At 71.0% G+C, this 12212-nt stretch carries 9 protein-coding genes and 1 pseudogene; 3 read left to right on the top strand and 7 right to left on the bottom strand.

From position 1 onward, the window contains the following. The 5 genes and pseudogenes from pdxS to pgsA all read right to left on the bottom strand — a co-directional run bounded on the left by pdxS (nucleotide 1) and on the right by pgsA (nucleotide 4533). The gene (gene pdxS, locus ACZ7L0_RS32260; protein ID WP_471246060.1) at nucleotides 1-915 is read right to left on the bottom strand and encodes a pyridoxal 5'-phosphate synthase lyase subunit PdxS; all 915 of its coding nucleotides are present in this window, start codon (nucleotides 913-915) and stop codon (nucleotides 1-3) included. Nucleotides 916-1027: 112 nt separating this feature from the next. Continuing rightward, nucleotides 1028-1570 (bottom strand): LemA family protein, encoded by a 543-nt coding sequence (locus tag ACZ7L0_RS32255; RefSeq protein ID WP_471246059.1) that lies wholly within the window; start codon nucleotides 1568-1570, stop codon nucleotides 1028-1030. Nucleotides 1571-1735: 165 nt separating this feature from the next. Continuing rightward, entirely contained in the window at nucleotides 1736-2899 is a 1164-nt protein-coding gene (locus tag ACZ7L0_RS32250; RefSeq protein ID WP_471246058.1) for a glycosyltransferase family 4 protein, read from the bottom strand. Next, a complete protein-coding gene (locus ACZ7L0_RS32245; protein ID WP_471246057.1) occupies nucleotides 2896-3804 on the bottom strand; it encodes a phosphatidylinositol mannoside acyltransferase in 909 nt (302 codons plus the stop codon). Before ACZ7L0_RS32245 ends, ACZ7L0_RS32250 begins: the two co-directional genes overlap by 4 nt. Next, nucleotides 3801-4533 (bottom strand): annotated as a pseudogene (pgsA, locus tag ACZ7L0_RS32240) (phosphatidylinositol phosphate synthase). The gene ACZ7L0_RS32245 and the pseudogene pgsA overlap by 4 nt, the downstream one beginning before the upstream one ends. A 228-nt stretch (nucleotides 4534-4761) precedes the next feature. On the opposite strand from pgsA, the gene ACZ7L0_RS32235 reads away from it, so the two are divergent. Next, complete coding sequence (locus tag ACZ7L0_RS32235) at nucleotides 4762-6960, top strand: elongation factor G-like protein EF-G2 (RefSeq protein ID WP_471246056.1); 2199 nt, start codon at nucleotides 4762-4764, stop codon at nucleotides 6958-6960. Between the two features lie 152 nt (nucleotides 6961-7112). After that, a complete protein-coding gene (locus tag ACZ7L0_RS32230; protein ID WP_471246055.1) occupies nucleotides 7113-8759 on the top strand; it encodes a hypothetical protein in 1647 nt (548 codons plus the stop codon). Nucleotides 8760-8896: 137 nt separating this feature from the next. On the opposite strand, the gene ACZ7L0_RS32225 is transcribed toward ACZ7L0_RS32230, so the two are convergent. After that, nucleotides 8897-9457 carry an HIT family protein gene (locus ACZ7L0_RS32225; protein ID WP_471246054.1) on the bottom strand — a complete coding sequence of 187 codons (561 nt, stop codon included), beginning with the start codon at nucleotides 9455-9457 and terminating at the stop codon, nucleotides 8897-8899. 67 nt (nucleotides 9458-9524) lie between these two features. On the opposite strand from ACZ7L0_RS32225, the gene ACZ7L0_RS32220 reads away from it, so the two are divergent. Continuing rightward, nucleotides 9525-10187, top strand: coding sequence for a potassium channel family protein (locus tag ACZ7L0_RS32220; protein WP_471246053.1), 663 nt, complete (start codon nucleotides 9525-9527; stop codon nucleotides 10185-10187). Between the two features lie 31 nt (nucleotides 10188-10218). On the opposite strand, the gene thrS is transcribed toward ACZ7L0_RS32220, so the two are convergent. Beyond that, complete coding sequence (gene thrS, locus ACZ7L0_RS32215; RefSeq protein ID WP_471246052.1) at nucleotides 10219-12195, bottom strand: threonine--tRNA ligase; 1977 nt, start codon at nucleotides 12193-12195, stop codon at nucleotides 10219-10221. Nucleotides 12196-12212: the final 17 nt, after the last annotated feature.

Below are 12212 nucleotides of genomic sequence, written 5' to 3'. Positions count from 1 at the left end.
TTACCAGCCGCGGTTGGCGTAGCGCTCGGTCTCGGGGAGGGTGTCGCAGTTGATGCCGACCATGGCCTCGCCGAGGTTGCGGGACGCGTCCGCGATGATCTTCGGGTCGTCGTAGAAGGTGGTGGCCTTGACGATGGCGGCGGCGCGCTTGGCCGGGTCGCCCGACTTGAAGATGCCGGAACCGACGAAGACGCCCTCGGCGCCGAGCTGGCGCATCAGCGCGGCGTCGGCCGGGGTGGCCACGCCACCGGCGGAGAACAGCACCACGGGAAGCTTGCCGAGCTCGGCGACCTCCTTGACGAGCTCGTACGGCGCGCGCAGCTCCTTGGCGGCGGCGTACAGCTCGTTGTTGTCGTAGCCGCGCAGCCTGGCGATCTCGTTCTTGATCTGGCGCAGGTGGCGGACGGCCTCGACGACGTTGCCGGTGCCGGCCTCGCCCTTGGAGCGGATCATCGCGGCGCCCTCGGCGATACGGCGCAGGGCCTCGCCCAGGTTGGTGGCGCCGCAGACGAAGGGGGTGGTGAACGCCCACTTGTCGGAGTGGTTGACCTCGTCGGCCGGGGTCAGCACCTCGGACTCGTCGATGTAGTCGACGCCGAGCGACTGCAGGACCTGGGCCTCGACGAAGTGGCCGATGCGGGACTTGGCCATGACCGGGATCGAGACGGCGTCGATGATGCCCTCGATCATGTCCGGGTCGGACATGCGGGCCACGCCGCCGTCCTTGCGGATGTCGGCCGGGACCCGCTCCAGGGCCATGACGGCGACGGCGCCCGCGTCTTCGGCGATCTTCGCCTGCTCCGGCGTGACGACGTCCATGATCACACCGCCCTTGAGCTGCTCGGCCATACCGCGCTTCACGCGCGCGGTGCCGGTCTCGGGGGTCTGGGCGGGGGTGGGGATCGTGGTGGACACGGAGTGACCTCACTGAGTGAAAGGGGGGCTCTTCACCCTGAGGAAACGTGAGTGGACCAGGCCACAGCAAGGGCCAATGGTGAGCCGGTGGATCCTTTTTCGAACGGACTGCCTACGCGGCCCGGTCCACCAGGGCCGCGGGCGGCTCGTCGTCCATCTCGAAGGCCAGCGGGAAAGGGGCGTGTCCGGCCAGCCGGAACCAGCGCACCTTGCGGTGTTCCCGCAGCCGCCGGGCCGCTCCCACCGCGTCGTTGTGGAAGCGCCGGGCCATCGGAACCCGGCGTACCGCCTCGGTCAGCTCATGGGCCGCGGCCTCCCCGCCGGGGGCCTCACGGACCGCCTCGACCTGCTGGGGATAGGCGAACACCGCCCGCAGCGCCTGGCTCAGCTCGCTCTCGGCGACCTCCCGCTGCTCCTCCTCCGCCTGCCGGGCCGCGTGGGCGGCCTCGTACAGCACGATCGACGCGGCCGGGTCCAGGACGCCCGAGGTCGCCAGCTCCTGCGCCACGGAGGCCCGCCGCAGCAACTGCGCGTCGAGCGCGGCACGGGCGGCGTCGATCCGTGCGTGCAGCCGGTCCAGCCGGCCCGCCGTCCAGCTCAGGTAGAGACCGATCGCCACGAGGGCGACGAGGATCCAGATCAGGGTTGCGGTCACGGGCGGCAAGGCTACCGGGGCGCTCCGCTGGGTCGGCCGGGGGTCGTGCGGCGCGTTGGCGTGGCCGTGCCTGGGGGCTGCCGCCCCCAGACCCCCGCTTCGGCCAGGACGGCCTCGTCCTCAAGCGCCGGACGGGCTGGATGGGCCCGCCCTCGCCTGCATGGCTCAGTCCCGCGCCAGGCCCAGCCGTGCCCGCAGCCCCGTGGCCCGGTCGTCGGCGGCCACCGCCGCGGCGCCGGCCGTCACCGTCTCGTACACGGAGAGGATGTCCGCGCCGACCGTCGACCAGTCGAAGCGGCGCACATGGGCGCTGCCCCGTTCGCGGAGTTCGGCGCGGCGGCCGGGGTCCGCCAGGAGGCGGACGGCGGCCTCGGCGAGGGCGTCGGCGTCCTCGTTGGCGAACAGTTCGCCCGCGGCCCCCTGGTCGAGGACCTGGGCGAAGGCGTCCAGGTCGGAGGCGAGGACGGGCGCGCCCGCCGACATGGCCTCCACGAGGATGATGCCGAAGCTCTCGCCGCCGGTGTTGGGCGCGACGTACAGGTCGATGCTGCGCAGGAAGCGCGCCTTGTCCTCGTCGCTGACCATGCCGAGGAACTCCACGCGCGAGCGCAGTTCGGCGGGGAGCGTCTCGACCGCCTCCTCCTCGTCGCCCCGCCCGGCCACCAGCAGCCGGGTCCGCGGGCGGGCGGCAAGGATCTTCGGCAGGGCCCTCATCAGCACGGGCAGGCCCTTGCGGGGCTCGTCGATGCGCCCGACGAAGCCGATGGTGTCGCCCTGCCACTCGGGTTTGGGCTCGGCCTTGGCGAAGAAATCCACGTCGACGCCGTTCGGGATCACCACCGCGTCCCCGCCGAGGTGCTCGACGAGCGTGCGGCGGGCGTACTCGCTCACGGCTATCCGGGCGCTGATCTTCTCCAGCGCGGCCTGCAGGATCGAGTAGGCGGCGATCATCGCCCGCGAGCGCGGGTTGGAGGTGTGGAAGGTGGCCACGATCGGGCCCGACGCCGCCCAGCAGGTCAGCAGGCCCAGCGACGGCGAGGTCGGCTCGTGGATGTGGATCACGTCGAAGGCGCCGTCGTGCAGCCAGCGCCGCACCCGGGCCGCCGAGAGGAACCCGAAGTTCAGCCGGGCCACCGAGCCGTTGTACGGCACCGGCACCGCGCGGCCGGCCGAGACGACGTACGGCGGCAGCGGGGTGTCGTCGTCGGCGGGGGCGAGCACGGAGACCTCGTGACCGAGCCGGATGAAGTACTCGGCGAGGTCTCGGATGTGGAACTGAACGCCGCCCGGCACATCCCAGGAGTACGGGCAGACGATGCCGATTCTCACGAGGTCCCCTTCGCGGGGTCGAGGTCCGCGAGCCACAGCCGTTGCAGCATGTGCCAGTCCTCCGGATGGTCGGCGATACCGGTGGCGAAGGCATCGGCCAGCGCCTGTGTCATGACAGACGTCTTCTCGTCCCGGGTACCTGCCTCGGGCACCTCGATCGGGGGATGGACCCGGCCCCGCATGACGGGCGAGTCGTCGTACCAGAGCGTGACGGGCAGCAGGAGCGCCCCGGTCTGCTGGGCGAGCAGGGCGGGACCGGCGGGCATCCGCGCCGTCTCGCCGAAGAACCGCACCTCCACCCCGGAGGCGGACAGGTCGCGGTCGGCGACCAGGCAGACCAGGCCGCCCTCGCGCAGCCGCCGGGCCAGCGTGCCGAACGCGGAGCCGCCGCTGTGCGGCAGCACCTCCATGCCGAGGCCCTCGCGGTAGGCGACGAACCGGTCGTACAGGCTCTCCGGCTTCAGGCGCTCGGCGACGGTCGTGAACGGTCTCTCCAGCTTGGTGGTGACCCAGGCGCCGGCCAGGTCCCAGTTGGCCAGGTGGGGCAGCGCGAGGACGACGCCCTTGCCCGCGGCGAGACCGTCGGTGAGGAAGTGCAGGTCCTTGGCCTCGAAGCCGGTCCTGATCCGCTCGGCGCTCCAGGCCGGCAGCCGGAAGGACTCCATCCAGTAGCGCAGGTACGAGCGCATGCCCGCCCGCGACAGCTCGGCCAGGCGCTCCGGGCTCGCGTCGGGCACCACGCGCGCGTAGTTGCTCTCCAGCCGCTGGACGCCCTTGCCGCGCTGCTTCCAGGCGAGGTCGGCGATGGTCCGCCCGAGCCGTACGGCGACCGGCTCGGGCAGCCTCTTCACGCTGCTCCAGCCCAGGCCGTACAGCGCGTCGGTCAGCCGGTCCCCGGCGCTCACTGCGCCGCCTCGCTCCCCTGCGACGCGTTCTCCCGGGCCGCCGCCTCCTCCGCCTCGGCGGACTCCCGGCGGACCGTGACGACCCGCTGGATGAGCGTGACCAGGCTGCCGACGGCGACGATCCACAGGGCGATCGGCAGCAGCACCTGGATGCCCGGGACGCCGAACTTGTGCAGGCCCGAGAAACCGGCGGCGACCAGCGAGATCACCAGCCGCTCGGCGCGCTCGACGAGCCCGTTGACGGCGACCGGCAGTCCGATCGACTCGCCGCGGGCCTTGGTGTACGACACCACCTGCCCGCTGGCCAGGCAGAAGATCGACACCGCGCACAGGATGTTGTCGCCGCCCTGGCCCGCGTACCACAGGGCGAACCCGCCGAAGATCGCGCCGTCGGCGACCCGGTCCAGCGTGGAGTCCAGGAAGGCGCCCCAGCGGCTGGAGCGGCCCAGCTGGCGGGCCATGTTGCCGTCGACCAGGTCGGAGAAGACGAACAGCGTGATCACGACCGTGCCCCAGAAGAACTCGCCCCGGGGGTAGAAGACCAGCGCACCCGCGACCACACCGGCGGTGCCGATGAGCGTGACCATGTCGGGGCTGACCCCCCGCCGGATGAGAAACGCGGCGAACGGCGTGAGGACACGCGTGAAGAATGCACGCGCGTACTTGTTCAGCATGGCCTTCCCGACGGTCGGTGTCGCCGTGGCCCCTGCTGGCCTCCGGCTGGCCCATCGTAGCCACGCGCACGCGTCGGCGACCGCCGGGCACCCACAGCCGGTGACCGGATCGGGCGCACGGCTCGCGGCGCGTCGTCGGTGACGGGATCGACGTCCCTCGTATGGACGCAGCGTGACGGGAGTGGAAAGCTCGAAGGACCGCGGGCGTCGCAGGAGCCGCCAGTGCACGCGGTGCCGCGTGTCCGCGCCCACAGTGACCTCACCGTGCACGGGAGGCAGGACCATGGGCGACAAGGCGCACACACATCCCGGGGCCGCCGGCAGGGCTACGGCGGCCGACCACCCCACGTCCGTACGGAATGTGGTGCTGGTCGGCCACTCCGGATCGGGCAAGACGACTCTGGTGGAGGCCCTCGCACTGACCGCGGGAGCCCTGAACCGGGCGGGCCGCGTGGAGGACGGCGGCACCGTCTCCGACTACGACGACATCGAGCACCGGCAGCAACGCTCGGTACAGCTCTCCCTGGTGCCCGTCGAATGGGACGGGTTCAAGGTCAACCTGCTGGACACTCCCGGATACGCCGACTTCGTCGGGGAACTCAGGGCCGGTCTGCGCGCGGCGGACGCGGCCCTCTTCGTCGTCTCGGCCTCGGACGGGGTGGACGGCTCGACCCGGATGGTGTGGGAGGAGTGCGCGGCCGTCGGCATGCCGCGCGCCATCGTCATCACCCACCTGGAGGCCGCCCGCGCGGACTTCGAGGAGATGACCCGGATCTGCGCGGAGGCCTTCGGCGCCGACGACCCCGACGCCGTACTCCCGCTGTACCTGCCGCTGCGCGGCCCGCAGGCCCCCGACGGGCACGCGCCCGTGACCGGACTGACCGGGCTGCTGTCGCAGAAGCTGTTCGACTACTCCTCCGGGGAACGCAAGGAGTCCGAGCCGGGCGAGGACCAGCTGCCCGGGATCGAGGAGGCCCGCAACCGGCTCATCGAGGGGATCATCTCCGAGAGCGAGGACGAGACCCTCATGGACCGCTACCTCGGCGGTGAGCAGGTCGACGTCAAGACGCTGATCGAGGACCTGGAGCGGGCCGTCGCGCGCGGGGCCTTCTTCCCGGTCCTGGCCGCCGCCCCCGCGGCCGAGGGCGCCAAACAGGGCCTCGGCACGGTCGAACTGCTCGAACTGATCACCGGCGGCTTCCCCACCCCGCTGGAGCGCGAGGCGCCCCGGGTCACCACGGTCGACGGCAAGCCGCGCGAGCTGAAGCCCTGCGATCCACAGGGCCCGCTCGTCGCCGAGGTCGTGAAGACCGCCTCCGACCCGTACGTCGGCCGGGTCTCCCTGGTCCGCGTGTTCTCCGGCACCCTGCGCCCCGACGAGACGGTGCACGTCTCCGGGCACGGGCTGGCCGACCGCGGGCACGAGGACCACGACGTCGACGAACGCGTCGGCGCGCTGTCCACGCCGTTCGGCAAACAGCAGCGTCCGGTGAGCCACGTCATCGCCGGTGACCTGGCCTGTGTGGCCAAGCTCAACCGCGCCGAGACCGGCGACACACTGTCCGCCAAGGACGACCCGCTGCTCATGGAGCCCTGGCAGATGCCCGACCCGCTGCTGCCGCTGGCCATCCAGGCGCACAGCAAGGCCGACGAGGACAAACTCAGCCAGGGCCTGTCCCGGCTGGTCGCCGAGGACCCGACCATGCGCCTGGAACAGAACCAGGACACCCACCAGGTCGTGCTGTGGTGCCTGGGCGAGGCCCACGCGGACGTCGCCCTGGAGCGGCTGCGCAGCCGGTACGGCGTCCAGGTCGACGTCGTACCGCACCGGGTCTCGCTGCGGGAGACGTTCGCCGCCAAGTCCGCCGGACGCGGGCGGCACGTGAAGCAGTCCGGCGGGCACGGGCAGTTCGCCATCTGCGAGATCGAGGTGGAGCCGCTGCCCGGCGGCTCGGGCATCGAGTTCGTGGACAAGGTGGTCGGCGGTGCCGTGCCCCGGCAGTTCATCCCGTCGGTCGAGAAGGGCATACGGGCCCAGGCCGCCAAGGGCGTCGCCGCCGGATACCCGCTCATCGACGTCCGGGTCACGCTGCTGGACGGCAAGGCGCACTCGGTGGACTCCTCCGACGCCGCCTTCCAGACGGCCGGCGCGCTCGCCCTGCGGGAGGCCGCCGCCGACGCCCGGATCCATCTGCTGGAGCCGGTCGCCGAGGTCACCGTGCTGGTCGGCGACGACTACGTGGGCGCCGTGATGAGCGACCTGTCCGGGCGGCGCGGCCGGGTGGTGGGCACCGAACAGGTGGGCACCGGACGCACCCTCGTACGGGCCGAGGTGCCGGAGATCGAGATCGGCCGGTACTCCGTCGACCTGCGCTCCCTCTCCCACGGCACCGCCCGCTTCAACCGGGCGTACGCCCGGCACGAACCGATGCCGCCGCAGGTCGCAGAACGCGTCCGCGAGGAGGCCAAGGACGCCTCGTAGACGTGCCGCTCCCACCCCGTCGGCGGGCGGCTTCGGCCGTCCGCCGACTAATGTCGGTGCCTGCGGATACGCTGAAGACCTGATCAACAGGTGTGCGGAGCAAGGAAGTCGGGAAGGCCGCAGAAGCGAGACCGCGGCGATCGGGGGCGGGAATGTCGGTGGGAACGGAGTGGGACGGGCCACAGGTGCCCATCTCGGGGGACGAGAGCCAGGCGGCGACGTTCGCCCTGGCCTCGGCGGCCTACCGGGACAACGCCGTCGAGGACATACTCAAGGCCAACAACGAATGGCACGAGTCGACCGTCAAGGCCGGCCTGTTCTCCCTGTTCAAACCGAACCTCGGCGAGGCCTTCTCCCGGGCCGTGGCGGACCGCATGCTCGCTCCCGGCCGCGCCGCGCTCATCCAGTCCTTCGGCACCGAGCCCCAGGTCGTCGTGGAGCACTGCCTGGCGGCCAACGCCATCCGCCGGGAGCGGGACAACAAGCTGACCGCCGTCATGGTCCTGTGCGGCCTGATCTTCCTGCCCGGGCTGCTGGTCTGGCTGCTTGTCTTCCAGATCCGCTCCACCATCGCCAAGCTCAGCGACAAGCGGGCCGGCGCCCTCGGCACCACTCTGCTCGTCGCCGTGGGCGCGCTCGCCGCGCTGTTCCTGGTGCGCATGCCCTTCCACGGGTTCTGGGCCCTGTACGGACGAGCGGCCGCGGTGGCCCCGGTGCTGGGCTGGTTCTGGGCCAAGCGGATCTGCGAACAGACCGCCCGGGACCTCCGGGGCCGCTGGGACGGCCTGCTCGCCGGCAGCAGCGTCGGCGCCAAGATCCCCGAATCGGTCCCCAGCAGCCCCGCGCAGACCGCGGCCGAGCAACTGCGCCAGTCCCTCGCCAAACTCAGCGCCGAGCAGCAGTCCAACTCCGTCTTCTACGCCGGGCCCAAGGGCATACTCGGCATGGGCACCCGCTGGGGCGCCTGGCAGCTCGCCGAGGACCTGGTCCCGGCCGACCCGACCCGGGAGATCCACCCCTTCCGCAGCTGGGACGTCATACGCTCCATCCACGACCAGCTGCGCATGCTGGAGCGCGGCCCGCTGAACACCGGCGGCTTCCCCAAGCCCTCGATACGGCACTGGATCGTCACGCCGATCGGCGAGAACGCCAAGGCGGTCTCCCGGCCGGAGGGCACCGACGTCGAGGCGTACCAGGTCAAGTCGCACGCCATACAGGACATCTGCAACAAGCAGCAGTTCGGCAGCGGCGACCGGCACTACCTCGGGGTGCAGTGGACGCTGTGGGACGGCCAGCTCATCATCACCATGCTGATCACCGTGACCGTGCTGCACGAGACGCTGCGCATCGAGGTGACCGGGCACGCGCTGGGCCCGGTGCACTCGCTGTTCACCTCGAAGCCGGAGGCGCCGACGAAGTCGGTGCCGAAGTCCCTCAAGCCGTGGGAGTCCCGCACCATCAAGCTCCCGCTGGTCGACGCCGACGAGGTGGTACGGCTCACCGCGCGCGCCCCGCTGACCTGGTACCCGCCGGCCCTGAACTGGCTCGGCGGGACGCTCGGGCTGCCCGAGCCGTTCGGTCTGCGGCATGTGTGGGCGGACAAGCCGTGGCGGCACCGCTTCATGGCCGACGACGCGCTGCGCGCCGCCACGCCGGTGCTGCGCGTGGTGCACTCGTCGGCGATCCGGGTGCTGCGGGAGAACGGCGTGGACGTGGAGAAGTTCGGGGCCCGGTCGGCGTTCCTCAGCGGCCAGGTGCAGGACCCGGCACCGAAGAAGGCCGACCTGTACGACGCGTAGGCCTCCGGCGGCTCGACCGAGGGGCCGGGGGCGTCGCGGGCGTCTGAGGGCTGCCGCCCCCAGGCCCTCGCTTCGGCCTGGACGGCCTCGTCCGCAAATGCCGGACGGGCTGATGTGCCTGGGCCCCTGGCCGACGCTCAGGCCGTCGGCCAGGCCTCCGCGAGCATCTTCCGGGTGTCCGCCAGCAGCTGCGGCAGCACTCTCGTGTGGCCGACCACCGGCATGAAGTTGGTGTCGCCGCCCCAGCGGGGCACGATGTGCTGGTGGAGATGGGCGGCGATGCCGGCGCCCGCGACCGTGCCCTGGTTCATGCCGATGTTGAAACCGTGGGCGCCGGAGGCGGTGCGCAGGGCCGTCATCGCCTGCTTGGTCAGCTCGGCCAGCTCGGCGGTCTCCGGACCGGTGAGATCGGTGTAGTCCGCGACGTGACGGTACGGCACGGTCATCAGGTGGCCGCCGTTGTACGGGTAGAGGTTGAGCACCGCGTACACGTGCTCACCGCGCCGGACGACCAGCCCGTCCTCGTCGGACTTGGCCGGTATCGAGCAGAAGGGGCAGCCGTCGTCGGCCCCCGGGCCGGTCGGCTTGTTCTCACCCTGGATGTAGGCCATCCGGTGGGGCGTCCACAGGCGCTGGAACGCGTCCTGCGTCCCCACTCCGATCTGCTGTTCCGGCTCACTCGTCATGCAAGGCAGCATATGGCTTCGCCCGTTCGCGGCGTGTCGCCGGGGCTCGGGGAGAACCGCCCGGGGCGAAGCTGGCCCGATGGACGACGACAGCCGTACGGCCAGCTGGGAGCGGCGGGCGGGGACCCCGCTCGGTGTGGCCTCCATGCTCTTTCTGGCCTCGTACGCGGTGCGGGTCCTCGGCGAGGGGCTGCCCGAGCCGGTGCGCGCTCTGTGTCTGGTCGTGACATACGCGACCTGGGCACTGTTCATCCTCGACTACGCGGTGCGCTGGCGCTTGAGCGGCGAGGGACTGGGCTTCGTGCGCCGGCACTGGATGGACTCGCTGGTCGTACTGCTGCCCCTGCTGCGGCCCGTACGCGTGGTGCGGCTCTACGACACCCTCCAGCAGCGGCGCCAGGGCGCTCCACGCTTGTCCCTGCAGGCACGGGTGATGCTGTACGCGGGCCTGTCCTCCCTGCTGCTCGGTTTCTCCGCCTCCCTCGCCGTGTACCACGCCGAGCACACGGTCCCGCAGGCGTCGATCCGTACGTTCGGCGACGCGACGTGGTGGGCGGTCTCCACCCTCTCCACCGTGGGCTACGGCGACGCCGTCCCCGTGACACCGGTGGGGCGGCTGGTGGCGGTGGTGCTGATGGCCTGCGGCCTGGCTCTGCTGGGCGCGGTGACGGGGTCGTTCTCGTCGTGGCTGATGCAGCGGTTCGCACTCGGTGAGGACGACGCGGGGCCCCCGGGGAGGTGAACTCCCCGGGGGCCCCGGCCGTCGCATCGGGTCAGACCTGCGTCCGCTCCTCGACGACCTGCGCGATCTTGGCGATGGCCTCGTCGAACGGGATGCCGTTCTCCTGGGAGCCGTCGCGGTAGCGGAAGGACACCGATCCGCCCGACATGTCCTCGTCGCCCGCGATGACCATGAAGGGCACCTTCTGCTTCTGGGCGTTGCGGATCTTCTTCTGCATACGGTCCGAGGAGGAGTCCACCTCGACCCGCAGCCCCTTCTTCTTCGCCTCGACGGCGAACTTCTCCAGGTACTCCACGTGCGCGTCCCCGATCGGGATGCCGACGGCCTGGACCGGGGCGAGCCACGCCGGGAAGGCGCCCGCGTAGTGCTCCAGCAGCACGGCGAAGAACCGCTCGATGGAGCCGAAGAGGGCGCGGTGGATCATCACCGGGCGCTGCTTGGAGCCGTCCGGACCGGTGTACTCCAGGTCGAAGCGCTCCGGCAGGTTGAAGTCGAGCTGGATGGTCGACATCTGCCAGGTGCGGCCGATGGCGTCCTTGGTCTGTACGGAGATCTTCGGGCCGTAGAAGGCGGCGCCGCCCGGGTCGGGCACGAGCGGGAGCCCCTGCTTCTCCGCGACCTGGCGGAGGGTCTCCGTCGCCTCCTCCCAGACCTCGTCGGAGCCCACGAACTTCTCCGGGTCCTTGGTGGACAGCTCCAGGTAGAAGTCGGTCAGACCGTAGTCCCGCAGCAGCCCCAGGACGAAGGTGAGCGTCTTGTCCAGCTCCTCGGACATCTGCTCACGCGTGCAGTAGATGTGCGCGTCGTCCTGCGTGAAGCCGCGCGCCCGGGTCAGGCCGTGCACGACGCCCGACTTCTCGTACCGGTACACGGTCCCGAACTCGAAGAGGCGCAGCGGCAGTTCACGATAGGAACGCCCGCGCGCGTCGAAGATCAGGTTGTGCATGGGGCAGTTCATGGGCTTGAGGTAGTAGTCCACACCCTCGTCGAGCTGCATGGGCGGGTACATGCCCTCGGCGTACCAGTCCAGGTGCCCGGACGTCTCGAAGAGCTTCCCCTTGGTCGCGTGCGGGGTGTAGACGAACTCGTAGCCCTCTTCCTCATGGCGGCGCCGCGAGTAGTCCTCCATCACGCGGCGGACGATGCCGCCCTTGGGGTGGAAGACTGCGAGGCCGGAGCCGATCTGCTCGGGGATCGAGAAGAGGTCCAGCTCGCTGCCGAGCTTGCGGTGGTCGCGCTTCTCGGCCTCGGCGAGGAAGTCGAGGTACGCCTTCAGCTCGTCCTTGGACGGCCAGGCGGTGCCGTAGATGCGCTGGAGCATGGGGTTCTTCTCGCTGCCGCGCCAGTAGGCGGCCGCGTTGCGCATCAGCTTGAACGCCGGGATGTTCCGGGTGGTGGGCAGGTGGGGACCGCGGCAGAGGTCCTTCCAGCACAGCTCGCCGGACTTGGCGTCCAGGTTGTCGTAGATCGTCAGTTCGCCGGCGCCGACCTCGACGTCCGCGCCGTCGTCGGAGGAGGCCGAGCCCTTGAGGCCGATCAGCTCCAGCTTGTACGGCTCCGACGCCAGCTCCTCACGGGCGGACTCGTCGGTGACCACGCGGCGCGAGAAGCGCTGGCCGCGCTTCTGGATCTCCTGCATCTTCTTCTCGATGGCCTTGAGATCCTCGGGCGTGAACGGCTTCTCGACGTCGAAGTCGTAGTAGAAGCCGTCCTTGACGGGCGGGCCGATGCCCAGCTTGGCCTCGGGGAACAGCTCCTGCACGGCCTGCGCCATGACGTGCGCGGTGGAGTGGCGCAGGATGTTCAGGCCGTCCTCGGAGGAGATCTCGACGCCCTCGACGGTCTCGCCGTCCCGGAGCTCGTGGGCGAGGTCCTTCAGCTCGCCCCCGACCCGCGCGGCGATGATCGAGCGCTCGCCGGCGAAGAGTTCGGCGGCCGTAGTGCCCGTCGTCACCACGCGTTCTTCCCGCTCGGAATCGCGCTGGATGATCACACGGACGTCTGACACCGGTCTCTCCTGACTGA

This window comes from Streptomyces sp. NPDC039424 (assembly GCF_055639495.1).
This window is presented reverse-complemented; position numbering and strand designations above follow the sequence as displayed.